The organism is Mycobacterium bourgelatii (genome assembly GCF_010723575.1).
In the GTDB taxonomy this organism is placed as follows: Bacteria; Actinomycetota; Actinomycetes; order Mycobacteriales; family Mycobacteriaceae; genus Mycobacterium; species Mycobacterium bourgelatii.
In genome coordinates, this window is sequence record NZ_BLKZ01000001.1 from 3,323,385 (window position 1) to 3,347,531 (window position 24,147).

The 24,147-nt window shown below is 62.7% G+C and carries 26 protein-coding genes and 1 pseudogene; 12 read left to right on the top strand and 15 right to left on the bottom strand.

Annotation, left to right across the window (positions count from 1 at the left end; all coding sequences use genetic code 11):
- Positions 1 to 152 precede the first annotated feature (152 nt).
- From G6N68_RS30825 to G6N68_RS14455, 3 genes are all read left to right on the top strand, one after another.
- On the top strand, positions 153 to 773 hold the full coding sequence (locus tag G6N68_RS30825; RefSeq protein WP_240355469.1) for a DUF6308 family protein: 621 nt from the start codon (positions 153 to 155) through the stop codon (positions 771 to 773).
- Positions 774 to 1,298: 525 nt separating this feature from the next.
- Positions 1,299 to 1,496 (top strand): hypothetical protein, encoded by a 198-nt coding sequence (locus G6N68_RS14450; RefSeq protein ID WP_163713354.1) that lies wholly within the window; start codon positions 1,299 to 1,301, stop codon positions 1,494 to 1,496.
- A 150-nt stretch (positions 1,497 to 1,646) separates the two neighbouring features.
- Complete coding sequence (locus G6N68_RS14455) at positions 1,647 to 2,768, top strand: coiled-coil domain-containing protein (protein ID WP_163713357.1); 1,122 nt, start codon at positions 1,647 to 1,649, stop codon at positions 2,766 to 2,768.
- Between the two features lie 31 nt (positions 2,769 to 2,799).
- Here G6N68_RS14455 and G6N68_RS14460 read toward each other — a convergent pair whose 3' ends face one another.
- Positions 2,800 to 3,594, bottom strand: coding sequence for an alpha/beta hydrolase (locus tag G6N68_RS14460; RefSeq protein WP_163713360.1), 795 nt, complete (start codon positions 3,592 to 3,594; stop codon positions 2,800 to 2,802).
- Positions 3,595 to 3,844: 250 nt separating this feature from the next.
- Here G6N68_RS14460 and G6N68_RS14465 point away from each other — a divergent pair, with 250 nt between their 5' ends.
- The 5 genes from G6N68_RS14465 to G6N68_RS14480 all read left to right on the top strand — a co-directional run bounded on the left by G6N68_RS14465 (position 3,845) and on the right by G6N68_RS14480 (position 8,774).
- Complete coding sequence (locus G6N68_RS14465; protein WP_240355470.1) at positions 3,845 to 4,642, top strand: IS3 family transposase; 798 nt, start codon at positions 3,845 to 3,847, stop codon at positions 4,640 to 4,642.
- On the top strand, positions 4,642 to 4,974 hold the full coding sequence (locus G6N68_RS30830; RefSeq protein WP_240355471.1) for an integrase core domain-containing protein: 333 nt from the start codon (positions 4,642 to 4,644) through the stop codon (positions 4,972 to 4,974). Before G6N68_RS14465 ends, G6N68_RS30830 begins: the two co-directional genes overlap by 1 nt.
- Before the next feature lie 244 nt (positions 4,975 to 5,218).
- Entirely contained in the window at positions 5,219 to 7,006 is a 1,788-nt protein-coding gene (ngg, locus tag G6N68_RS14470) for an N-acetylglutaminylglutamine synthetase (RefSeq protein ID WP_163713363.1), read from the top strand.
- A 378-nt stretch (positions 7,007 to 7,384) separates the two neighbouring features.
- Positions 7,385 to 7,642, top strand: a complete 258-nt coding sequence (locus G6N68_RS14475; RefSeq protein ID WP_163713366.1) for a hypothetical protein — start codon at positions 7,385 to 7,387, stop codon at positions 7,640 to 7,642.
- A 268-nt stretch (positions 7,643 to 7,910) separates the two neighbouring features.
- Positions 7,911 to 8,774, top strand: coding sequence for a bestrophin family protein (locus tag G6N68_RS14480; RefSeq protein WP_163713368.1), 864 nt, complete (start codon positions 7,911 to 7,913; stop codon positions 8,772 to 8,774).
- 87 nt (positions 8,775 to 8,861) lie between these two features.
- Here the strand turns inward: G6N68_RS14480 and G6N68_RS14485 are convergent, their stop codons facing one another.
- The gene (locus tag G6N68_RS14485; RefSeq protein ID WP_371871584.1) at positions 8,862 to 9,083 is read right to left on the bottom strand and encodes a hypothetical protein; all 222 of its coding nucleotides are present in this window, start codon (positions 9,081 to 9,083) and stop codon (positions 8,862 to 8,864) included.
- 269 nt (positions 9,084 to 9,352) lie between these two features.
- Between G6N68_RS14485 and G6N68_RS30835 the strand changes: the two genes are divergently transcribed.
- Together G6N68_RS30835 and G6N68_RS14495 are read left to right on the top strand one after the other, a co-directional pair.
- Positions 9,353 to 9,490, top strand: coding sequence for a hypothetical protein (locus tag G6N68_RS30835; RefSeq protein WP_240355472.1), 138 nt, complete (start codon positions 9,353 to 9,355; stop codon positions 9,488 to 9,490).
- Complete coding sequence (locus G6N68_RS14495; protein ID WP_240355473.1) at positions 9,472 to 9,822, top strand: type II toxin-antitoxin system PemK/MazF family toxin; 351 nt, start codon at positions 9,472 to 9,474, stop codon at positions 9,820 to 9,822. The genes G6N68_RS30835 and G6N68_RS14495 overlap by 19 nt, the downstream gene beginning before the upstream one ends.
- A gap of 293 nt (positions 9,823 to 10,115) precedes the next feature.
- Here the strand turns inward: G6N68_RS14495 and G6N68_RS14500 are convergent, their stop codons facing one another.
- The 10 genes from G6N68_RS14500 to G6N68_RS14545 all read right to left on the bottom strand — a co-directional run bounded on the left by G6N68_RS14500 (position 10,116) and on the right by G6N68_RS14545 (position 17,743).
- A complete protein-coding gene (locus G6N68_RS14500; protein ID WP_163713371.1) occupies positions 10,116 to 12,893 on the bottom strand; it encodes a tetratricopeptide repeat-containing protein in 2,778 nt (925 codons plus the stop codon).
- Between the two features lie 67 nt (positions 12,894 to 12,960).
- Entirely contained in the window at positions 12,961 to 13,806 is an 846-nt protein-coding gene (locus G6N68_RS14505) for a hypothetical protein (protein WP_163713375.1), read from the bottom strand.
- Positions 13,799 to 14,137: a helix-turn-helix domain-containing protein gene (locus G6N68_RS14510; RefSeq protein ID WP_163713377.1), complete on the bottom strand. Its 339-nt coding sequence runs from the start codon at positions 14,135 to 14,137 to the stop codon at positions 13,799 to 13,801. Before G6N68_RS14510 ends, G6N68_RS14505 begins: the two co-directional genes overlap by 8 nt.
- The gene (locus tag G6N68_RS14515) at positions 14,134 to 14,598 is read right to left on the bottom strand and encodes a tyrosine-type recombinase/integrase (protein ID WP_240355474.1); all 465 of its coding nucleotides are present in this window, start codon (positions 14,596 to 14,598) and stop codon (positions 14,134 to 14,136) included. The genes G6N68_RS14510 and G6N68_RS14515 overlap by 4 nt, the downstream gene beginning before the upstream one ends.
- A gap of 97 nt (positions 14,599 to 14,695) precedes the next feature.
- Positions 14,696 to 15,121 (bottom strand): integrase core domain-containing protein, encoded by a 426-nt coding sequence (locus G6N68_RS14520; protein WP_163713379.1) that lies wholly within the window; start codon positions 15,119 to 15,121, stop codon positions 14,696 to 14,698.
- Positions 15,084 to 15,584: an IS3 family transposase gene (locus G6N68_RS14525; RefSeq protein ID WP_163713382.1), complete on the bottom strand. Its 501-nt coding sequence runs from the start codon at positions 15,582 to 15,584 to the stop codon at positions 15,084 to 15,086. The genes G6N68_RS14520 and G6N68_RS14525 overlap by 38 nt, the downstream gene beginning before the upstream one ends.
- Positions 15,581 to 15,904: a transposase gene (locus tag G6N68_RS14530; protein ID WP_069422688.1), complete on the bottom strand. Its 324-nt coding sequence runs from the start codon at positions 15,902 to 15,904 to the stop codon at positions 15,581 to 15,583. Before G6N68_RS14530 ends, G6N68_RS14525 begins: the two co-directional genes overlap by 4 nt.
- 63 nt (positions 15,905 to 15,967) lie before the next feature.
- The gene (locus G6N68_RS14535) at positions 15,968 to 16,561 is read right to left on the bottom strand and encodes a site-specific integrase (RefSeq protein ID WP_240355475.1); all 594 of its coding nucleotides are present in this window, start codon (positions 16,559 to 16,561) and stop codon (positions 15,968 to 15,970) included.
- Positions 16,562 to 17,129: 568 nt separating this feature from the next.
- Complete coding sequence (gene vapC / locus G6N68_RS14540; protein WP_163713385.1) at positions 17,130 to 17,534, bottom strand: type II toxin-antitoxin system VapC family toxin; 405 nt, start codon at positions 17,532 to 17,534, stop codon at positions 17,130 to 17,132.
- Complete coding sequence (locus G6N68_RS14545) at positions 17,531 to 17,743, bottom strand: type II toxin-antitoxin system VapB family antitoxin (protein ID WP_205351338.1); 213 nt, start codon at positions 17,741 to 17,743, stop codon at positions 17,531 to 17,533. Before G6N68_RS14545 ends, vapC begins: the two co-directional genes overlap by 4 nt.
- 242 nt (positions 17,744 to 17,985) lie before the next feature.
- Here G6N68_RS14545 and G6N68_RS14550 point away from each other — a divergent pair, with 242 nt between their 5' ends.
- Positions 17,986 to 18,876 (top strand): DMT family transporter, encoded by an 891-nt coding sequence (locus tag G6N68_RS14550; protein ID WP_163713392.1) that lies wholly within the window; start codon positions 17,986 to 17,988, stop codon positions 18,874 to 18,876.
- Between the two features lie 4 nt (positions 18,877 to 18,880).
- Here G6N68_RS14550 and G6N68_RS14555 read toward each other — a convergent pair whose 3' ends face one another.
- The 3 genes from G6N68_RS14555 to G6N68_RS14565 are packed head-to-tail and all read right to left on the bottom strand — an operon-like array spanning position 18,881 to position 23,072.
- Positions 18,881 to 19,708 carry an acyl-CoA thioesterase gene (locus G6N68_RS14555; RefSeq protein WP_163713395.1) on the bottom strand — a complete coding sequence of 276 codons (828 nt, stop codon included), beginning with the start codon at positions 19,706 to 19,708 and terminating at the stop codon, positions 18,881 to 18,883.
- Between the two features lie 54 nt (positions 19,709 to 19,762).
- Positions 19,763 to 20,794, bottom strand: coding sequence for a CobW family GTP-binding protein (locus G6N68_RS14560; RefSeq protein WP_205351339.1), 1,032 nt, complete (start codon positions 20,792 to 20,794; stop codon positions 19,763 to 19,765).
- Positions 20,787 to 23,072: a SpoIIE family protein phosphatase gene (locus tag G6N68_RS14565; protein WP_163718605.1), complete on the bottom strand. Its 2,286-nt coding sequence runs from the start codon at positions 23,070 to 23,072 to the stop codon at positions 20,787 to 20,789. Before G6N68_RS14565 ends, G6N68_RS14560 begins: the two co-directional genes overlap by 8 nt.
- 261 nt (positions 23,073 to 23,333) lie before the next feature.
- Between G6N68_RS14565 and G6N68_RS14570 the strand changes: the two are divergent.
- Positions 23,334 to 24,050: pseudogene (locus tag G6N68_RS14570) on the top strand (PPE family protein); the annotation flags it as partial.
- Positions 24,051 to 24,147: the final 97 nt, after the last annotated feature.

The following is a 24,147-nucleotide window of genomic DNA, read 5'->3' on the forward strand; positions in this document are numbered from 1 at the left end:
GTTGCCGGGTCAACTGGTGTGCTCGGGCAAGTCTTCCTAGGCGGTTGTGTTTGTTGAAGGGCCGCCCCTAATAACGCGGTTTCGGTGTCACACCCACCGGGGCACGACGGCACGAGTGTCGTTGTCGGCCATCTAAGACAAAATGGACCACCGTGCCACGATTTGGGTTCGATCTCGCCGGGTGGTTCACCCATAACGCCGATCAAGTCCGCCGAGATCTCACGGGGTACTTCGACGGGGGAACGGAATCGTTCACCGGACGCTGGTTCGACGAGTTTGCCGCGATCGGCGACCCCAACCGATTCGAGGCTTCGGATGTCCTAGCGGTGGAAGCCCTTAAGGTCGTAGTGCCCCCAGAGGCTGCCGCAGCACTGCTGATAACCGAGACCGACCGGTTCAATGCGAAGCTGCGACAAATACCGCGCGAGCAGAACCTTTGGGAGGTCCGGCGCCTTGATGTCAATGTCGGCAGCCCCGCCGATGACCTCCACCAAGCACTGGTAGGGCTTCCTGATATCGGTTGGGTGGTCGCCGGCAAGCTGCTGGCAGCCAAGCGGCCCAAACTTCTGCCCATCCTGGATAACGAAGTCAATAACTTTCTGAAACCGCCCAAAGGACTGTTCTGGGTGACGATGCACGACGAGCTTTCCGACCCCTCACGGCGTGAAGCGATTGCCGATGTCTGCCAAGCAGCACCGGCGCACGTCAGTCTGCTTCGACGCATCGACGTCGCTCTGTGGCGAGCTGCCAAGCGGGATGGCTCCACAACCTAACATTGCATCGCGGTGATGCGATGCTGTGTCCCCATGCAGCAGTACCTGCGCCACTTCCGTCGACAACCATTCGGCGCCGATGGCTGGGCGGCCAGCATGGATCGACGGTGTCCGATCGCGCCCGACGGCGGTAGGGGACCATCGAACCAAAACGGACATCCTGGATCAGCACGCAGGGTGAGGTGGCGCCGGCCCGCCCGCTGGCTACTGGCTGCCGCAGCGATCAGGGCGCCTGCCCTCTCATCTGCCTGGCCCTCTCACTCTGCTGTTGTTGGGGCACCGCTGCTCATCTACTCCGGACCGCCTGGGCGCTGCCCCCAACTGCACCTCCGACGTGCCGGCTCCGTTCTAACCCTCAACGCCAGACCGGTCCGTTCGTTCACAAACGGCTCGACCGCATTGAGTCCGAGCTCGACATCCACCGGCGCGGCAATCCGAACGTCCGCCGGCACCGTTCGCCGTCAATCGAGTTGTGCATCGACCGCGCTCGTCGGTGAGACCCCGCACCCGGAACTGATCGCCCTAGTGGCCGAGATCGTCGCCGAGGGGCTGCGCGGCGGCGAACTACGTGGTCAACATGTGGGTGCGCAATTTATCGCGACCATGGTCGCGAACGTTCTGGCGGGGTGCGTCGCGAACTGGTTCGACATGCCCGACATCGACCTGCGCGCCGCGGTGAAGCACACCCTGGATTTGATACTGACCAGGCTCCAGGAGGGTTAGGGGAGCCCGATCGAAGCGCGAATTGTCAGCAGTTCGGGCAGTTGCGTAAATCGAGGCCCCCGACTAGACATCATCGCTGCCAATTCGTAACCTATCCGAGACATATCGCCGGGCTAGATCGGCCCATCAAGCGAAGGATCGACAATCCGTATGACATGCGTGCGCCAGTTACTGCGGCGGACGGTGTACGGCTGGGTTGCCGCAATCGCAGTGCTGACTATGTCCATGAGCGCATTGGGCTCCATGGGCATCGCGAAAGCGGATCCGGCGGCTGACGCAATGGCGAGGCTCAACGAATTGTCCCGCCAGGCGGTGAAGGCTCGCGAGGCTGTCACAGCCGCTCAGCGCGATGTCGACGCTCGGCTGGCTGCCCAATCAGAGGCCGAAGCCCGCCACCGCGCCGATCTAGAGGCACTTGAGGCCGCCAACGCACAGCTTCAGCCACTTCAGGTCGCTGCCGGCCGAGTGGTGGCGATGGCCTACATGGGTGGCCGCACCGGTGAATTGCAGACCGTGCTGACCGCGGAGTCCCCGCAGCAGCTGATCGACCAGCTGTCCATCCAGCGGTTGGTGGCCGCCCAGACAACCGAGCAGATCAAGGCATATCAAGCAAACCGTCAGCGCGCGGCCGAAGCTGCATTGGCCTCGGACAGATCAGCTGCCGAAGCCCGCGCCGCGGCCGAGCAGGCCGCCGCGGTGCAAGCGGAGCTGAAAGCGAAATGGAGTGAACTGCTGCGTCAGATTGCCGCCGCGGAGGCGCAGTACGCGGCGTTGACACCGCAACAGCAAGCGATGGTCGACAATGCCGGCGCACCTCTGCCGGAGAATGCGCCTCCGGCAGACCTGGCGGCGGCTCCGGGCCTGGCTCCTGCCGGCGATCTGGGTCCATCCCTCGCAATTGCCGGCGGGGACATCCCGGACGCATTGCCGGTCGGCGTCGCGCCCGAGGCCGGGTTACAGCCCAACACCATCCTGGCCGCCCGGGCGGTCAGTGCTCGGTTTCCTCAGATTTCTACCATCGGGGGGGTACGGCCGGACTCGAAGCCGTGGCATCCGAGCGGTCTGGCGATTGACATCATGATTCCCAACCCCAACAGCCCCGAGGGCATCGAACTCGGGAACGAGATTCTCGAGTTCGCGTTGAGTAACGCGGGCCGGTTCGGGTTGCAGGATGTGATCTGGCGTGGCACCTACTACACGCCGGCAGGTCCGCAGGCGTCTGGCTATGGCCACTTCGACCACGTGCACATCACTACGACGCCGAGCCGCTAACCAAGACCGGGCCTACCGCCAGCACGGCATGTCACGCTTCGGCGGTGATGCCCTTGTCCGCAGCCCATTTGTCGAATGCCGCGAGCGTTGCCGGCATGTTAGGTCCATCGATCATCATGTGGTCTGAGCCGGGCAGTTCGACGTAGTCGGCGCGACCTTTGTATCGGCGAGCTGTCGCCTTGCACATCGCCGGAACGCAACACCTGTCCTTGGCGCCGGCGATGACCAATACATGGCCGGTGATTTTGTCGAAGTCGACGCGCGACGCACCTTTGCGGTCAAACGGCCACAAGACCATCTCGCGGTATGCCCGCCCGGACTCCGCGCACAGGTTTGCGTAGAACTCGTCGGAGAACTGTTGACCGACTGCGTTGCAGACGTATTTGTCCCACCGTTTCTTGGCGACCGGGTACATGGGGCGGCCCATGATCCACTGCGGGAGAAACCCCGTCCACAGCATCAGCATCGAGGGATAGAAGGCGAATACGCCTGCCGCTGGTGCGGGCCCGAGCAGGACGATGCCCCGGTGGGGGACTCGCGCTGCGACCAACTGTGCGAGCAGGCCTCCCAGCGAGTGGCCGAAGATGATCGGAGGCGTCTGCATCGACTTCACAACGTCGCACAGGGCATTCACGTAGTCGAGGAGACCGAGCTTGCCCACCCGGTCGGCTGCGGCCCAGATGTCGATCTCTTTCGCGTGGCCGTGCTCGGGGATGCTGGGTGCGTGGACACGGAATCCTCGCTCTGCCAGCTCGGCGCCGAAAGCGTCCCACTCCTTGCCGTGCCCCCAGGTGCCGTGAATGAGCAGTACATCTTGCCGTGCCATCGACCCTCCCTTCATCGGTTCGCATTCACTTTCGCATCCAACCTGCGGCAGCGGGGCAGGGGATAGCGCAGCCCCTTCGGCGAATCCGTTTACCTGAGCAGTTCGGCAAACGTCATTCGGGGCTATCGCCCCGGAAATCCATCCCTGACTACTACGCGCGCTGGCGCTATTGAGGTGAGCCCGTCGTAGTGGTCCAGTCGTTGTGGGACTCTGATGCCCGAGTGTTCGGGCAGGAAGAATCGACGACGACATGGCAACGAACAAGCGCCGGCGGCACACGCCGGATCAGATCATCCGCAAGCTCGCCGAGGGCAACAAGCTCCTTGGAACCGGGCAGCAACTCAGCGAAGTGTGTCGCCACCTCGAGATCACCGAGTCGACCTGGCATCGCTGGGTCGCCCAGTACGGCGGGATGAAGGCCAGCGACGCCAAACGCCTCAAGGAACTTGAGGCCGAGAACGCCAGGCTCAAGAAGCTGGTCGCCAACCAGGCCCTTGACATCGACATGCTCAAGGAGATCTCGTCGGAAACTTCTGACCCCGAACCGCAAGCGCAGCGCCGCGGCGATGCTGCGCGAGCGGTTCGGGGTCTCCGAACGGCGTGCGCGGTGGTCGGCATCCACCGTTCCACCATGCGTCTACAACCACCACCGATCAGCGATGAGGAGGCCCACCGGGCCTGGCTACGCGCGTTCTCCACCCAGCGGCCCCGCTGGGGATGGCGCCGTGCTGCGATCGCGGCACGGCGAGCTGGCTGGAAGGTCAACAACAAGCGCATCCGCCGCCTGTGGCGCGAGGAAGGCCTGCGGGTTCCGCAGCGCCGCAGGAAGAAACGCTTGACCGGCATCGGTGCGCAGGTCGGGGCGATGTGCCCGATCCGCCCGAATGCGATCTGGGCGATGGACTTTCAGTTCGACACCACCGCCGACGGACGAACGTTGAAGATGCTCAACGTAATCGATGAGTTCACCCGCGAAGCCCTGGCGATCGAAGTCGACCGGGCCATCAACGCCGACGGCGTGGTCGACGTCCTGACCGTCTGGCCCTGATGCATGGGGCACCGGCCTACGTGCGGTTCGACAACGGACCCGAGTTCATCGCCCATGCTGTCAACGACTGGTGCCGCTTCAACGGCACCGGCTCGCTATTCATCGATCCCGGATCCCCCTGGCAGAACGCCTGGATCGAGTCATTCAACGGCCGACTGCGCGACGAGCTACTCAACTCCTGGCGCTTCGACTCCCTGCAAGAAGCCCAAATCATCATCGAAGATTGGAGAATCGACTACAACGCCAACCGGCCTCACTCCGCCCACAATGGGCTCACCCCAGCCGAGTTCGCCCTACAGTGGACCACGACCCACCAACCGCAAGCCGCATAGCGACTGGACCATCAAACGGGTCCCCCTCACTATTACTCAACGCGGCGGACGTTGTCGCTGAGTGCAGCTGCACTGAAGCGGTGCGATAGATTAAGAACCTCGGCGTTAAGTACCTAGCGTCGAGGGCTTCGATGCCATGCTCGGGTGGCCTAAGCACCTACTCGCCCGCTCTTGACGATGCACTCGAAGGGTTCGCTCGGTCGGGTCCAGCGAACAGAAACCCGAGGAGGCGGGGATCGCCGTCATGACTACCGACAATTTATCCCAGGAACATCCCGAGGCAATTACGCTCGGCCTGCACGACGCCTCGCCGCCCCACCTGATAGAGGCGATGGTCAAAGATGTACAGCTGGACTTGGGTTGGGGCCGTCTCGTCTTTGGCCAGACGTTTGCCGAACCCGCCACTCTGACCGAGGTACTGCGACAGGAAGCGCCTGGGCGACGCGATATCTGCATCTACGCGCGCGAGGCGCACGTCATTGTTGCGGGAGCACCGAACGAGCTGTTCATCGACCCGAGTCACACCTACCGACTCCGCTTCGCAGAGCAGGCTGAGCACCAGGATTCAGCACCTCCCGCAGGCGTGACCATACGCACACTGAACGCCCCGACTGATGCTGACGCCGTCAATCGCGTGTTAGTCAGTTGCGGAATGGTTCCCGCGCCGGTTGAGACGATCTGGCACAACCACCTGCACGCCGACGCGGTGACATATCTCGTCGCCGTGCGTGACGACGACGGTGCGGTGATTGGGGCGGTGACAGGCGTCGACCACGAGGTACTGTTTTCAGATCCGGAGCGAGGTTCGAGCTTGTGGACCTTGGCGGTCGATCCAGCCGCTGCGCTGCCGGGCATCGGGCAAGCCCTGACTAGGGCTCTGGCCGACCATTTCCGCCAATTGGGTCGCGCCTACATGGACCTGTCCGTAGCGCACGATAACGCCGCCGCCAGTGCCCTCTACGAAAAGCTCGGCTTCCGCCGCGTCCCGGTGCTGGTGATCAAGCGGAAGAACGCGATCAACGAGCCGCTATTCACCAAACCGCCTGAGACTGTCGATGACCTGAACCCCTACGCCCGGATAATCGCCGACGAGGCGATGCGCCGCGGGATCCGGGTCGAAATTCTGGACGCCGAGACCGGCGAGATGCGCCTCACTTACGGCGGCCGCAGCGTCGTCACCCGCGAGTCGCTGTCCGAATACACCTCAGCGATTGCGATGTGCCGTTGCGACGACAAGCGTTTGACGCGGCGGCTTGTCGAGCAGGCGGGCATCAATGTTCCTCGTGGGCGCCTGGCCACTTTCGACGAAAAGGATTACGCGTTTCTGGCCGAGGTGGAAGAGGTTGTCGTCAAACCGGTCCGCGGAGAGCAGGGCAAGGGCATCACCGTGGGCGTGACGGTTCACGATGGTGCCAGCGAGCTTGCCAAGGCCGTCGCATACGCAAGGGAGCAACACCCGGAAGTGCTGATTGAGCAGCGACTGCACGGTGACGACCTGCGCTTGGTGGTGATCGACGGCCAGGTTGTGGCCGCCGCGCTGCGAATGCCCCCCGAGATCATCGGCACAGGCAAACACACCGTGCGTGAGTTGATCACGGCGGAAAGCCGCCGCCGCTCTGCAGCCACGGGTAACGAGTCCCGCATTCCTTTCGACGACATCACCGAGAAGGCGGTGTCCAAGGCCGGCTGGCAGTACGACGATGTGCTGCCCCAAGGAACCCGACTTCAGGTTCGACCCACTGCCAACTTGCATCAGGGCGGCACGATCCGTGATGTCACCAGCCAGGTGAACCCGGAGCTTTGTCGGGTTGCGGTCAAGGCGGCGACGGCAATCGGTATCCCCGTGACGGGTATCGACCTACTTGTGCCTGACGTGACTGGCACCGAATACACCTTCATCGAAGCCAACGAACGACCTGGACTCGCCAATCACGAACCGCAGCCCACGGCAACGGCTTTCGTCAACTTCCTCTTCCCAGGCCAACCCGAACAACCGCTCGCCTGGACTCCCGACGAATCGCGACGTGACTAGCGGCCTGAATTGTAGAGGGTCGGGGACTACCGACGGCCTTAACCAGTTCGGGAGACTCGGCTATGGCTCCGGACGGAACGCTTCACTCATTCACATGACCCACACAAATGCGGCGAGCCAAGCAGCGCAACGAAATTGCAGCTCCGCGCCGAACCGCTAGTGTGAACGGGCATTACCCCACAGATCTGGCGACGTGGCACGGCGGTAGGGTCGCCCCTGGCCGAGCATCGTTGGGGCAGAGCACGACTCTGTGCTGAGACTGTTAGGGATCGTTTCCGCAATCGCGACTTCGCGTTCGTATCTTTGGTTCTACGAGAATGCCTGAGCGTTCGACCCACATAACGCCTATCGACGTTTGCGAGTCTTGGGGGCTGTCATATGACCATTGCAATCGACGCGCACGACCCGGTCGAGTTGTACGTGGCCGACGAGTATGACGATTTCATCTCGGCGGTTGCAAGCATCAACGCAATTGGCGGTCGAGGGGACAAAGATCTCGTCGAAAAGAAGCCGCGCTGGCGACTGACCGAAGAAGAGATCGTGCGCGCGGCGGTCGCGGTGATTTTCATATCCCTCATGGCGTTGATCGGCCTCGCCGCCGGCGCGTTCTTGACGGTGAGTTTGACGGCGGCATAGCAGCGGATACGGGCCGCGGGCCTGTCCGAACGGCGGGACCCGGACTTCTACCTGGCCACCAGTCGGGACTTCTACTGGGCCCCAGTTACGTCGCCGTCGGCGCGGATAACAGATGTTGCGCCATCCATCGAAATCTGGGACGATCCGGCGGCGGTGCGGCAGAGGCATGATCTGCGGTTGGATCGCGCCTTAGCCGTCTCCATGGAAGCCTTACGAAGTGCCTCCGGGCGCCTGCTTGAGCCCTATCCCAACTACGCCGAAACTAACCATGATCCAATACGATGCGCACAAGTGGCTGGACCACTTCTTTGACATCCGCGGCTCGCTGGTCCGGGAGATCATCGGTCGAGTATCCCTATGCGTCGCTTGGTCGGCGGCGGTTGTCGCCTTTCACAGGTATGTCGCCCCGGTCGGCATGCCGTTCCAGTTGCACACCTTGATGGGCCTCGCTCTCGGTCTCCTTCTGGTGTTCCGCACCAACTCCAGCTATGACCGTTTCTGGGAGGGCCGCAAACTGTGGGGAGGGATCGTGAATGAAACACGGAACCTCGTCCGGAGCGCCACCGTGTACATGAGGGAGGATCCGGCGCTGGTCGCCCGACTCACCCGGTGGACAGCCGTCTTTCCGTGGACGGCCGTGCACAGCCTGCGCGGAACCAAAGGCCTCGGGCCACAAATCGCTGAACTTCCGCCCGATGAGGCGCAGGAGGCTGTCGACGCCGAACATCCCGCTCTCGCTGTGGCCGGCAAGATGTCCGACTGCCTCCGGGAGGCGCGCGATCGCGGGCTGATCTCCGACATGATTCTCACGTCGATGGACCAGAACATTCAGCTCCTGATCGACTACCTCGGCGGCTGCGAACGAATTCGCAAGACACCCATGCCTTTCGCCTACGCCGTTCACCTGCGCCGGGCGCTGGTGCTCTACTGCTTCACCCTCCCGTTCGCCATGGTCGAGACCTTCGGCTGGACGACCATCGTCGACGTCCTTTTCATCGCTTACACGTTCTTCGGCATCGAGGAAATCGGCGTCGAGATCGAAAGCCCCTTCGGGCATGACGCGAACGACATCCCCATCGAGCACATCTCCGAAACGATCCACAAGAACGTCTACGCCCAGGCGGGGATTTAGGCGCGGGGCACCGCGACCGTGCCTCTGCGAATCACACTGTCAGACAACGCAAGTCCCTCCGGCTGAATCGCTCACAGCTAGAAGAGGTCATGAAGGCTTGCCTTTGGCGGGGCGGTCGATCTCGGCCAGGTGGTGCAGGACTCGTTCATTGAGGGCGGCAAGCACGTCGAGCTCGGCCGGGGTAAAGAGGTCAATGAAGTTCCGACGGACGTCCTCCACGTGGCCGGGCGCCGCCATTTCGATGGCGGCGCGGCCGAGGTAACCATCTGGTGGCGCCCATTGCCGACCGGCGTCCAGATGCAGAGCCATCTCGCTCGTCTCCTCGGCATGCAGTCCTGGAAACTGCTCACCGACGGGGAAATTCGCGCATGGAACTAGCAGCTATGAATCGCTGACCTCAAGGCTTTGGCCAAATTATCTAGCAGCGCCAGGCGGACGATCCGCAATCGAACCTGATGTCTACATTTCGTCTACACAGGGCTCATGGCAGCAGAAACCACAACTGTCCGAGTCCGCCGTCGAGATTCTGAGCGGCTCCAGTCGCTGGCCAAGCTCGTCAAACCGCCGTCGTCGACGTCGTGCATGCAGCCATCGACGCCTTGGAACGGCAGGAGTTCCTACGGGGACTCAACGGGGATTACCAGCGCCTGCGTAACAACCCCGAACTGTGGGAGCAGTACGTGGCCGAGCGTCGCGAGTGGGACGCTCCGGCTTGATCTGGCGGGGGGAGGTCTACCACGTCGATCTCGGCCAGCCGATCGGCCACGAGCCGGCCTTTCGACGCCCGGCGGTAGCGGTGTCGGTCGATATTCTCAACAACGGACCGGGCGGGCTGGTAGTTGTCGTCCCGATCACGACCGCCAGCTACGGGCTGCGAAGCCATGTCGAGCTTGAGCCAGCGGACAGCGGATTAGACCGCACTTCCTATGCTCGCTGCGACCAACTACGAGTGGTCTCCGTCGAACGACTGTCATCTCGCCAGGGATTGATCGGCCCAGACCAGATGCGGGCCATTGACCAAGCGCTGCGCTTTGTGCTCGACCTGTGATGCCGAGCCGCCCGCTGGTGCAGCCTCAAGGTGGGCGATCGACTACCACTGATGGTTTCGCCGAGTTGAACCCACGCAACGGGTGAGAGGCATTCGCACGGCCCGTGATTCATCAGATGAACATGACATACTCCATTGGATATCGGTGATATCAAGATTTGTCGAATTCCCACGCTTAAGACTCCTAGCTCGCTCATGGCGGTTGCCGCATTGCATCGAAGAGATCGGGCCTCGCGTGAGCGCTTACAACCAATCTGATCAGCGCCCTTATCACTGCAATCCAACGGTCCTAACTAGCCAGGTGGAGTGCTGCCTGCAGCTAGGCCGCCGAGCTCGTTGTATCGCTCGAGTACGCGCTCCAACGCGGGCTGGAGCCGATCTCGGTCTCCGGGCAGGGCGGGGTTCACACGGTGGAGCTCCCGGCCAACCTTCTTCAGGGCTTCGTGTAGCGACAGGAGTAGGTAATTGGCGTGCACGGTGGTGGACACGAGAGCGTCAATGGCGGCGAGTGCATCGTCGATTGCGCCGGTGTGAAGCTGGCAGATGATGACCAGGGCGTCGAGAAGCACGCCGTTTTCGACCGAGCTGTTGGCGTCGCGCCACTGGACTGCATAGTGAAGGAGCTCATCAAACTGCCCAGCCTCGTAAAGGCGATTCGTGAGATTGTTCTGTATGGCACCTCCCTGGTTCGGCGAGGGGTCACGGTTCGCAATGTCGGCGAGTTCTGTTCGCGCATCAAATAACAACGGCGAATTTCGGTGTAGGTCAGTTCGATTGAGATAGCTAAAGGTCTCGGCGGCGATCGTGTAGCCGACCCTGCGTTTTGACTCGTCGGCGTTGGCTTCAGCCTCCCGAACCGCCACCAAGAGTGGATCCACGAGAGTGGCAACTGCTTCCGGAGCTGCCTCGCCGATGGATAGATCACCGATCATGTTGCTCAGGATCTTTGCTCGGATGAGTCGCGCATATTGTTCGTGTAGCCATGGTGCTAGGTCTTGTGTCGCAGCGTGACCGAGCTCCAGTGCCTCCTGCAGCCGACCTCGGCTCGCGGCGCATGTGCTGAGTTCGCCGCGCAGCAGCGCCTTCGCATAGGTGTAAACACGATGATTCTGCGTTGAAAGCGATGACATCGGCTCGTTCTCCACGATGAGCGTCAGTAGCGCACTGGCGTGGAGCCGAAGCTGTTCGACTGCGAAGAATTCAGCCTGGTCCCGCAACTGTCCGAGCCAGCCAACAAGGAAGTACATGAAGACGGTGCACTGTGACTCTAGATATCCAGGGGGTACGGCGGCCAAGTATGACCGGCGCAGGATCTCGTGGACGAGCGGATGGACAGCAACCGTCTCACTGACGGGAGTGCGGTTACCTTCGCCATCGTTCACTACTCGTTCAGCGATGGACTGCGTGCGCAACGCAGACAGGACTCCACGCCGGACAGTTCGATCTACTTCGCTTGGTACCGGAAGGTTGGCGAGGTTGACTTGGACGGATTCCGCTGTTGCCTGCAGAATGAAGTTGAGCGGCAATAGTTCTGGTGCGAGCAAGCAGCCGATCTCGACGACGGCTCGTGCCGACAGCCCGTACAATTCTCCGGTCCGGGTGCCCTTTGCAAGGCTGCGGGAGGCATGTTGGATCGCCGCGAACGCAGTCGTAGGAAACCCTGGCGGTATTGACGCATCGTCGGCGAGCGCGTCCAAATCGCTGAAGTACTGCAAAGCTAACTCGTCGAGTTGCCCCTCCGTGTTCCTGAAGTAGATCGCGGACATGCTTACAGCCAGGGGCACCAGACCTAGACGAACAACAATATCTCGGATTGAGTCGCGGGTAGCGTCAAGCTCGGCAGACGCGATATCGGCATATGTTGCGAAGCAGTCGATGGCTTCATCTTCAGTGAGCTCACCTACTTCGATGATTGGTGTGCTCGGCCACCAGTTGAGGCTGTTGTTGGATGTGACGATGATCGAGCCGTAACCCCGCGACGGGATGTATTCCTCAATGTCGCTTCGGTTTTGGAGTCCGTCAAAGACGAGCAACCAGGGGCCGGCCTGGCGACCGAGGATACCAGCGAACACCGGGCCGACCGCCGCGCCGGTTGGGACGGTCTCGTTGAGTTGCTCAACAAGGTTGCGGATCTGCGGTTCTATGAAATCGACGTCGCGGCAGTCGATCCAACATATAAACGCATATGTGATGGCTTCGATATGGCAATAGTCTGATGCAAGAACGGTTTTCCCGTTTCCCGTACGGCCTGTTAGCACCACACGGGAGGGAGCCGACGCGTTCTTTGTAAGGTGGAGTTGGTTTTGAAGCACATCGAGGTAGCTCAGCCTGGGAACGGTCGAGAGATAATTGGGGATGTTGGTGATTGGTAAGCCCCAATCAAATCCGCCGGCGACTTGCGCGATGGTCGCGTCAGGCATGACGAGCTTGTCGAGGAGATCGAGGGCCGAGATTCTGTTCGGTTCTGTCCCCGCCGCGGCGCTGAAGATGTAGTCGACAAGGATCGACACCAGCAGCTGGCATGTCACGGCGCCCGGCGAGCGTCCTCGCTCTACGCGGAAACCTCTGACCAGCTCCGCGATTGAGTCGAACAATTCGGCGGTACTTCGCGCGTCGCAGATAATGCGCGGTTCCGCCTCTCCTGCGGGAGCCTGCGGGCCCGATGGCCAGGCGTACTGCGTTCGACTTGCGTAGGTCGTTTGTGCGACCGCCGCGTCGGCTAAGGCGGGTGACAACGGCTTGTTCGTTAGCAGAATTCTTTGTTCTGCTGGGTGGTTGACAAGTCGGTCGAAGACTTCGCGCGCTGCGGCGGGCTGTAGCGGGTGGTCCTCGGGCTCAGAGGACGATTTCACTTGCACGTTGTGCGATGGCTCATCGTCGATCTCGATGGCGAAGTCGACTACGTCATCGTCTTTGCCGTCGTCTTTCTTGTGCAGTGGCTCGATAACTAGGTCTGCATGCGGTATGAGGGCGAGGTCCTTCCGAAGGAACGCCAAGACATATTCGGCTGTTACTAGGTACTGGTATCTGAGACCGAAGGCTGCGATTCCGCCGCCGCCCAATGCCACCATTTTGTCCCCGTCGTTATCAGTTATCTAGCGCCAAATTATCTACCGGTGGCCATTTCACAGGTGACACCTATCCGTGCAGCAGACCCTGCTGGAGGTCGTTGATGGTGGTGTTGTGCTCGTCAAGCAGCCAACGTAGGAACTTGCCGGCTTCGGTGATTTCTTGTTTGGCGCACCTGGTGGCGTTGTCCATATTGCGTGTGGGGTCGATGTTTTCGCGTAAGCGGCGCAGGTGGTGCCATCGTGCGAATTGTTCGATGGGTGTGTGGATGGTCGGTGTGGGTTCGAGCGTTTCGAGTCGGTGGTCGAGCCAGGTTTCGAAGCGGGCCAGGCGTAGGTCTCCGCGGCTGGGCATCATGCGGTGCTCGACCAGCATTTCGCGTAGATGCTCGAGGCTGCGTGAGGGTGGCAGCGCGTCGAAGGCGTCGTGGGTGAGTTGCAGTTCTCGTGCGCCGATCTTGTTCAGTAGGCCGGCGGTGACGGGATGGCGCATCCAGGTCATGATGCTTTCGGGACGGGGAACCGCTGCCAGCTCGTTGATGAGCCGTTTGATGCGCATGTCGGGCGGTGCGTGTGGTTTGAGTATCTGCTCGAGATCATGGCTGACCACGCAGCGGGCGCAGTGGCCAGCTCTGATGCGTTCGGCTTCAAGTCCGCAGTTGTCGCAATTCAGGTTGGTGGTGATGCCGGCGCAGTCGCGGCAGATGTGTTGCCCCGTGGGAGAGCGTCCGGGTAGCAGTCGGTCGGCGCCACAGAACGCGCACAGGCCGTAGTTGCGTGCTGCTGCGGTGAAGCACGGGCCGCAGATCGGTCCGTCTGGCCAGTGCGTCCGGATCTTTGGGACCAGGTTGTGGCATCGGCCGCATTCCCGGGTGCCCGTGCTGCGGGGACGGCCGCGTCTGCGCGGTTCAGTCATCGTCAGAGATGATCCGGGCCTTCACTGGTCGGTAGGCGTTGAGAAGGGGGACATCGGCGGCCGAGTTCACTGCCTTGGTACGCGACTGGCGAGCGTCGGCGGCGGTGTAGGTGATCAGATCACCGGCTTCGATGCCGAAGATGTCACACAGGGCGACAAGGACTTTGAACGCGATGCGTTCGGGTTCTTGTCCCACGATGCGGTAAATCTGCGATTCCGATAGCGTGATGCCTCGTTCGCGCAGGGGCACGACCAAATCGCGACTGTTCTTCATGCCGGCTCGGGCCATGAACTCCCGCACTCGCCAGTGGTATTGAATTTCGCGTTTCATCGCGACTCCTTGGGTGTCGGCCCGCTCAAGCGGGCATTACTGCGTGCCAGGGTTGCACTCAGGACGCGTTCGAGTTCGCGGGCTCGGTAGTCCGGTGCGGCCAGTGTGTAAATGGAAGTGGTCGAGGCATGCTCGTGGCCAAGCTGCAGCTGCACGAAGCTGACGTCGTAGTTGTACTCGACTTGAAGATTGGTGGCATAGGCACGGCGGAAGGAATGCAGATCCAGCCCGGGTGGGAAGCCCAGTTCGTCGACGAAGTCACGCATCCGCTGCCAGAGGTTGCGTTCAGGAACCAACCCGCCCTTCTCGGTGGGAAATAGGTCATTGATGGGCGTGCCGTAGCGGGGAAGTCCGCGCTCAGCCCAATCCGCGAGAGCTTCAGCAGCCCAGTCGAACACGGTCATCACGGTGCGCTGTTTGGCCGGCGACCCGCGCATGGCCTTGCCGTGGCGCACCCGCACAAGACCCCACTCGCCGAAGAACGGAGCCCGGGCGTTACGCGAGAAGTCGACCAGCTGAAGGTGCCGGACTGGGGTTCCCCCGAAAAAGTAGACACGGTTAGCTTGCTTCCGTGGTGGCACGCAGCGTGCGTTCATAGTCGATAGGTGAGCGCATTCCAAGTGCTGAGTGCCTTCGATCATTATTGTAGAAAATCATCCAATTGTCAACTGCTGCAACAAGTTCCGCTTTCGTCGCGAAGGCGTGCCGGTAGTAGCACTCGTGCTTGAAGCTCGACCACAGCGATTCAGCGCCGGCGTTATCCCAACAAATCCCGGTCGCGCCCATCGAGCGCCGAAGCCCGTGAGCGGCGCAGGCCAGCGCCATGTCGTGGGCGGTGTACTGAGTACCGCGATCCGAATGCAATATGACCCCCTGGCAGCGGTGAGCGCGCACGAACGCGGCCCGCTCGACGGCCAGTGTGACCAGCTCGGTGCGCATGTGGTCATCAACGGCCCAGCCCAGCGCGCCGCGAGTGTTCGTCACGGATGGCGCATAAAAACATGTCACCGTCTCCGCAGCACAGGTAAGTGATGTCGGAGGACCACACCGCGTCGATACGGCCCTGGTCAAAGCAGCGCCCGACCAGATCCGGGGGAAACGAGGCTGCCGGGTCGACCTGGGTGGTGGTCTTAAAGGTGCGCGGACTGATCCCCTCAATGCCCAACTCGGCCATGATCTTGGCGACCGTGTTCTCCGAAACTCGTTCACCCTCGGCGTGCAGGTCGGCGGTGATGCGCGGTGACCCATAGGTGCCCCGTGAGGCGCGGTGATGGGCAAGGATCTTGACCTCCAGGTCACGGCGGCGCTGCACCCGAGGTGTGGGCTCAGCAGCGGTGCAGGTATGGGCATGCTTGTAGTAGCCCGCCCTGGATACCCCGAGCAGCTCGGCCATGCGTGTCACGTCGTAGCCGGCGCACTCTGCAGCGATGAGCTCAAACCGGCTCACCTTCGATGCTGTGCTGCAAAGTACGCCGAGGCTTTTTCCAGGAAAGCGATGTCCTTCGCCTGCTCGGCCACCCGCGCGCGCAGTGCCACCAACTCCGCGCGCTCATCGACCGAAAGCCCTTCACCACCACCAGGGTCCGGCCGACCGCCAGCTGCGGCCGCGGCCATCCGTCGCCGTTCATCTCGCACCCACTTATGCAGCAGGTTCTCATTGAGATCCAGCTCGCGGGCAACCTCGCTAACACGCCGATTCCCATCAATGACACGATGCGCCGCCTCAACCCTGTACTCAGGAGAAAACGACCGCCGAGATCGTGGCATACGAACATCCTTCCAGGGGACCACCGTCCCGCTATCTCAGATGTCCACCAATCCTGGGGAACCTCAGACCTCGTTGCGGCGCAAGCCCCATCCGTAGAGGGTCTTGAAGGCGACCGCGTCTCGCCACGCCGCCAAAGCGCCTTTTCGTCCAGCATTGAGGATCCGCTCGGGCTCCAGGTCGGCCAGGTCGAAGAACTGTTGCAGCTCGGTAGGAGTGAAGGGCCGCTTCAGCGGCCGCGCGTCGTCAGCCTGAACGTGACGCGCCCTATTGAACTCGGTAATGACCTGAGAAAACACCGTTCCGAACAATCGCCCGCAGTGCTCATTCCAGTCGTAAGCCGGATCAGTGGCGTAATCGAGGAACAGCTTCACATCGGTCTGGTAGGCGCGCACCGTCGTATGGGCGAGGTTACGAACACCGCGCAGGTGGCCGAAGAAATCATCGGCATCGGCCGCAGTCCACTGCCACGGATACGAGCCCACGAAGTCGCCCATCCGCAACACCGACGCCACCCGGCGCCGCGCCGTGTCAGGCGAGAAGTTCTGCGCCAGCTGTGCCCGCCGCCAACCCGTCAGAACGTCACCAAGAAACGCATCCGGATCCGGGCCAGCCACACCGGCCGGCAGATACACCAACTGGCCCATCGTCGCGTCCACCCGACCTCCTCAACGACTGCATATTCTGCATTCAGAATGCGAATACTGCAATCAGATGCGCCGAAGACGCAGGTCAGCGTCACCCAGGCATCGCACAGAACCTGGCCGAAGACGATGCACCTAGGCCGGGGGAACCGCGACCGCGCCCAAGCGAATCAACCCGTGAGACAACGCAAGTCCCTCCACGCCGGGGCAATATCACAAGCAGACGTATTCGCATTACATGCGAATAACCAACTTACAACTTGACATAATGTCGCTTATCGGTAGAAAGCATTATGCGAGGTAGCCGACCCGGCGGTGCCTACAGCCACGTTCGGGCAGCTCAGCGCATGTTTCGCCATGCGCCCCCATCGACATGCCAGTGCGCCCCCGACACCAACCCATGACCCGCCCGCGCCGTTGATAACAGATCCCGGGTCCGACGCCGGACGGGTCGAGTACACCCGCGGAGTTGGCCTCCACTCGGAGCGCCTAGCGGCCCTCCCACCACTCTCCGCCCGCAACACGCAATACGTCACTGTGACGAATTGCGCTGCGCCGCAGGCGTTATCGGATACCCACCACCTCAACGCAGGGATGTCGCGACGAGACACGTCATTGCGACGATCACGTCGAAATCCGCGCCACGATGGACAACGTGCGCGTTGTGTCGAATTGCGACGGCCGCGATCAGGCAGTCGTTGATGCTACGGATCGTCCGCCCCGCTCGCCGCGCGGCACGGTAGATTTGCGCCGCCGTCCGGAAGTCGAGCGCGACATTGACGTCCAGCGACGGCAACCCATTCACAAGACGCTCGAGCTGGGCGTGTGCCGCGTCATCAATCGCGCCGGACAAGATTTCCATGGCGATCGGTTCACAAATGGCGATCTGGTCGGTTTGTTCGGCAAGTAAGCGGCGGACCTCTAGCGCAGCCGACGAACCCGTCGCACGAAAGTACTCAATCCATGCCGAAGTATCGATCAGGATCACGCGAATTCGCCGGGCTGGTCGTGTCGCATCGCGTCCAGGTCGCCGCCCCAACCGACCCCTTCGAGGCCGAGTAGGAAGTCGCGGCTCAACGGAGCGCCGACCAAGCGACGCAGCGCTAGGTCGACAGCCTCCTTCTTGGTCGACACGCCATAGCGTCGCATGACTTCCGCGACGAGGCCGTCATCGAGGTCGATGTTGGTGCGCGACATACACCAATGATGCACCTTAGATACACCACCTGCGTTTACGACCACCCCGTGGAGAAACCGACAAGGGGGCTCGCCTCACCGCAATACGTCACAGTGACGAATAGTCTTGTACCGCAGTGCGATTGGTACAGTCGGTACCGGCAAGGCGTCGGCCCGCCCGGCGACGGCCTCTAGTCATGACGGCCGAGGGTTGTCGGGCGGTGCCGGAGTCAGCGACGACGGCCGGGGGTATAGGCGGACACATGGATTGGCTGGTCTCACACGCGGTCGCTATCGGCTCGGCCTTGTTGGCCGCGTTCGTTGCCGCGGTGGGCATCGTCGTTCGGCAAGCCGCCCTGCAACGTCCGGCCGTCGATGAGTCTGGCGCAACCGTGCTCCGGGACCCGTTGTGGTGGGCCGGGACGGGCGCAGCAATCACCGCGTACGTGTTTCAGGCGATCGCACTGGCACACGGCTCGCTGCTGTTGGTGCAACCACTGCTGGTGTCCTCACTGCTTTTCGTGCTGCCGCTCAGCGCGCGGCGATCAGGCCACCGTGTCACGGGCATCGAATGGGCGTGGGCGCTGTTGCTGACTGCGGCCCTATCGGCATTCGTTCTGGTGGGCCAACCGCGCGAAGGGCACTACCGTCCCCCGGTGCCGGCCTGGACGATTGCGCTCGCTTGGATCGTGCCGGTTTCGGTGATCTGTGTGGTGGTGGCCCGGCGCAGCACCGGTCGCGTCCGCGCTACATCGTTGGGGGTGGCGGTCGCCGTCGGGCTCGGGATGGTCGCGGTGTTGACCAAGGTGTGCACCCACCGATTCGCCGTCGGCTCATGGCATGCACTGCTGACCGACCCAGCCCCGTACGTTCTTGTCACCTTGGCGGTCGTGGTTACTGGTCTGCAGCAGTGGGCTTTCCGGGCCGGAGCACTGCAAGCGTCCGTACCGGTGATGCTGGTCGGAGAACCGATCGTCGCGGTCGTCCTCGGCATCAACGTGCTCGGCGAGTACCTGACCGTGAGCGAGCTGGGAGTCGTAGTGCTACCGGTCGCTGTCGTCGCGATGGTCATGGCCACCATCGCTTTAGGCCGCGGCGAAGGCGCCCAGACCGAAAGCGCCGGGCATTCCGCCGTAGCGCGCGCAAGCCAGTAACCGTTCAGGAGCGGCGCGCGGGAAAGTACATTTCCTGGCGCACCGTGCACACCAAGTCGCCGTTGCGGTTGAACATCGTTCCGCTCGCCAGCGACAGCGAGTCGGCGCTACTGGGCGAACACCGGTCGTAGAGAAGCCAATCCGACAGTACCGCTGGCCCGTGGAACCACACCGAATGATCACGTTGCGCCGAGTCAGCGACTCCCCCCTGCGCGACGATTGCCGGTTCGGTCAATGTCACCGCCGACAAATATGCCACGAGGCTGGCGGTCAGCACCGGGTCGTCGGGAACATCGCCGTCCGGTCGCCACCACATCGGCGACCATGCGGGCGGCGCATTCTCAGCGTGGATGACGCGCCGCTCGAACCAACGCAGGCTTGCCCACCGTCCGGCAGGGTTGCCTTCGGACTCGGCCAAGTGCGGTGCCACCCGCGGCAATGTTTCCGGATCCGGCGCCTCCGGCATCGTCGGTTGGTAAACGACTTGGGCGGCAGCAGGATCGGCGACCTTGAACGACGACATCGTCTCCATGAGAATCTTGCCGTGTTGGCGAGCGGTGACTCGACGCGCCGAAAATGTCCGCCCTTCTTGCAGATCAACCACTTCGAAGTCCACCGGCAGCCGCGCATCGCCCGGCCGCAAAAAGTAAGTGTGCACGCTGTGCGGCACCCGGCCCGGTGCGGTGTGGCTCGCCGCGAACAGCGCCTGCGCCGAGATATGGCCCCCCAAGATGTGGTTGGCCGGTGCGGGCAACTGCTGACCAATGAAGTCCCAGTCATCCACCCTTGTCAGCGACAGGGTGGCGAGCACGTCGTCGAGCGAGGATGACATCGGGAGTATCTTGCCTGACCGCCGGCAACGACCCACCGCCGGTCTGGACCACACTCAGACGCCCATCCCCCGATACCTCTGCAGTCGCCGCAAGGCTGACGCCGACGCAGCGCCCGCGGCGGGCCGCAACGCCCGGGCCAGTGCTGTCCGTACTGCCTCAACATCCAGGTGCATCCCGATCGCCACGAGACAACTCCCGTCGGCACGTGGCGGCAGCTTGTCGATGTGGATCGCGTTGCCGACCAAATTGACGACGTAGCGCCGGACCGACCGGCCCTGCCGAACTGCCACCACGCCTTTCAGCCGGAAGACACCCGATGGCGGCTGTGCGAGGAGGTCCAACAGCGCGTCGAGGTCGATGCAGTCGTCGCAGCTGACTGTGACCGCGTCAGCATGGACATGGTCGTGCGCCTCGTCTGGGCCGTCGGAGGCAAGCAACACGTCACGAAACGACAGCTGCCCCAATGGATCAGGCTCGTCCAACGTATCGAAAAGCAGGGCGGGATCGATTCTGCCAGCGGTGGTACCAACCACGACCACGCGTGGGTTACGTTGCGCCACCCGTTGTTTGACGCGTTCCACCACCGCGGCCCGTTCGTCCTCGGGCACCTGGTCAAGCTTGTTGACGACGACGAGCGACGCGGCGCCGTAGCGCGCCGGGGGCAACTGGCTGCGGTCGACGGTGTCGAAGTGATTCGCGGCGTCGACGATGTCGACAATGCCGCCGGTACGTACCCCGGAAACTTTGCTAAAACCAATGATTCGCGCGATCGACACCGGATCGGCCACACCGCTGGCCTCGACGATGATGGCATCGAGGCGGCGCGCGGGGTCTGCGAGCTTTGTGAGAGCTTCGTCCAAGCCGCCGTCATCGGGCAGACAGCAGATGCACCCGCCGGCGATCGATGCCGGTTCGTCGATCTGGCCCGCTACCAACCCGGCATCGATGTTGAGTTCGCCAAAGTCGTTGACAACCACGCCGATTCGGGTTCCGGGACTTCGCAGCAGATGGTTGAGCAGCGTCGTCTTGCCGGCACCAAGATGACCGGTGAGCGCGATGACCGGTATCGGGGACCGATTACTCACCGGTCGCTGAGCGGCGCAGGGTGATGATGGTGACGTCGTCGTCGGTATTGCCCCACGCCATCGAACTCCAAATCCAAGACGCGGTCACGTCACGCGAACGACCAAGAATCTCGGCCAGCCTTTCCAGACCGTCGTCGATCGACTCCCCGCGTCGTTCCACCAAACCATCGGAATACATGACCAACGCGTGCCCGGGCTCCACCGTGAACGTGCTGGGCGTGTACGTGACGCCGGCAATGCCGATCGGTGGCGAGAGACGTATCGGGGCCTGTACCGCGGGGTTCCCGGAGGGTGCCGCCGGGTTGGGTAGGTACGGCATCAGATGGCCGGCGGACGCGGCCTCCACCTGTCCGGAATCGAGGTCGACCCGGGCGGCGATGATCGTGGCGAACGCGCCGGGCAGCATATGCACGCAGAACTCATTGAGCTGGTTCAGCGCCTCGGCCGGCGTGGCGCCGGCGAACAACTGCGCGCGTAAGGCGTTGCGCAGCTGCGCCATCGTGCCTGCGGCGTTGACGCCGTGCCCGGCGACGTCGCCGATCAGCACGATCAGCCTGCCATCGCGCAGTTTGAATGCGTCGTACCAGTCGCCGCCGACGTTGTCGCCCGAGGCCGGTTCGTAGTGCGCGGACAGCTTCCAGTTGGCAAGTTCGGGTATCGACTCCGGCAGCAGGCTGAGTTGCAGGGTTTCGGCCAGCCGCAGCGCACCCCGGGCGCGGCGGTACAGGGATTCGACGAGGTGGCGTCGCAACGTCTCTGCTGACTCCGTCTCGCTCTGCGTCCAAGGTTCGCTGCGCAGGCGCACGATCTCGCGCCACCGATCGAACGACTTGCGCGGACTGAGGCGCAATTCGTCGCCCTCGCTTACCGCGATGGTCTTGTTGTGCGGATCGCCGCCCCAGTCCACCGAGCGCAGCACCTCGCGGCGGAACCAGATTGCGTACTGTCCGTCGGGCAGGTTCAACGCGAGCGCTCCGGCAGCCAGCTGCGGGTCCAGACCGATGTCGGGTAGCTCATCGGCGAGGCACTCGCAGCTCGCGATCTCCTCACCCGCCCCGCGTGCCCAGGCGGCGACAGCAGCCACGATCTCCGGGGACGGAACTGCTCCCTGCGCCCGGTGGTCGCCCTGGATGTCGACGACGACGCCGTCGGCAGGCACGAGATCGAGCAGGTCAGGCGCTCCGAGCAGGACCGCCGAGAGCGATTCCCTGTCGTCCAAGGTGGCCGCGGTGAGCTTGGTGAGCAAGGCTTGCGCGGCGAGCCGTTCTTGCAGCAAGTCGCCCTCGAAGCGATCGACGAGTCGCAGAGACAGGGTCGATCCAAGGAATTCGGCCGCCACCCGGGCACCGAACGGCGGCAGGTACGGACCGTCGTAGTGATGGCAGGCGATGAGCCCCCAGAGACGTCCGTGTCGCAGCAGCGAGATCGACATCGATGCGGTCACGCCCATGTTCTGTAGGTACTCGATGTGGATGGGCGAGACGCTGCGCAGGGTGGCGTACGTGAGGTCAAGCGGCGTGCCGCTGTCGGGGTCGACGGTCGGAACTACGGGCGCAGGCACGTAGTGGACGTCCGAGATCAGCCGTATCCAGTTTTTTTCGTAGAGAGCGCGGGCTTGTGCCGGGATATCGGACGCCGGGTAATGCAGTCCCAGAAACGAATTGAGATCGTCACGCTTTGCCTCGGCGACGACCTCGCCGTTGTAGTGCGCGTCATAGCGGTACACCATCACGCGGTCGAAACCGGTGAGTTCACGTACCGCACGCGCGGCTGTGTCATACAACTCGCCCAACGTGGCGGCTCGGTTGAGCTCCTCCACCGAGCCGCGCACCGCCTGATAGGTGTTAGGAAAGGAGAACGGCCGCTCGCCGTAGGCGATCTCGAGTTCGATCAGCAGGACGCGGCCCGGGTCGCGATGCAGGATGGCGTCGAAGTTCTTCAGTTCGCCGTCCACGTCGATCACACACTCGATCGGGTTGCGTTGACGCAGATCACTGAACGTGGACGCGGCCTTCTCGATGCGCGCGGCCTCTTCGGTGCCGATCAGTGCAGACAGGTGCTGACCCAGCACCGCCTCGACGGAGCGGCCCAGCAGGTCGGCGACGTTAGCGCTGATGTGGCGTATCGCGAAATCGGGCTCATGCACGACGGCGAGCACGCCCCGCGGTTGAATGCTGCCCGGGATGTGTATCGGCTCGCGGGCGCAGTTATCTAAATCAATCGGCGTGCCGACCGGGACGAGGTCGACATGCTGACTGTCTGATGCGGATGGCGGGATCGTTTCTCCCTTTTGGTCACGCTCTCGGTTCTGTGACAAGGACTAGCCCGGCCATCAGGTTAGCAAGGCTGCTCGCGGTCCGTGACTAACGCGCCCGTAAATATTAATACCTCTCCGAATCTCGTTGAATTCCACACCCTATTCAATCCCGTATTGCATTATTTGCGGTAGCGCAATGTTTCAACAGAGCGCCAGGGTCCTCCCCTGAACCGCAGACAACGGACATTGCAGCACCGACGCCCGGAAAGGAGCCAGCAGGAAATGAACTTTTTGGTATTGCCCCCGGAGATCACGTCTGCGCTGATGCTTTCCGGAGCCGGGTCGGCTCCCATGCTGGAGGCTGCGGCCGCCTGGAATACCTTGGCCGAGGAGCTGGACGCGGCGGCCTCATCGTTTTCATCGCTGACTTCCGCGTTGGCAGCTGACGCGTGGCAGGGCCCAGCGTCACAGGCGATGCTGGCGGCCGCCGCGCCCTACACGGGCTGGTTGAGCACGGCGGCAGCTCAGGCTGCCGGCACCGCCGCGCAGGCTCAATCGGTGACGGGGGCGTTCGAGGCGGCGCTGGCAGCCACGGTCCCCCCGGCATTGATCGAGGCCAACCGATCCAGCTTTGTGTCCCTGGTTCTTTCGAACCTTTTCGGCCAAAACGCGCCGGCTATTGCCGCGGCGGAGGCCATCTACGAGCAGATGTGGGCGCGGGACGTGGCCGCGATGGTGGGCTATCACGCCGAAGCCGCGGCGGCGGCTGCCCAGCTGGCTCTGCCTGGTGCTGCCCTGTTCCCCAACATCGGCTACGGCAACGTCGGGGAAAGCAACGTCGGCTTTTTCAACACCGGCAACTACAACTTCGGCGTCAACAACTTCGGCAGCCTGAACCTGGGCCTGGGCAACGTCAGCCCACTGGTCCCGGTCGACCCCAACAACATCACCACCATCGGCGGCTACGGCGCCTACAACACCGGCACAGACCTGGTCGGCTTCTTCAACACCGGCGCCCAAAACGTCGGCATCGCCAACAACGGCCAACTCAACATCGGCATCGCCAACACCGGCATCGCCAACAGCGGCCTGCCCC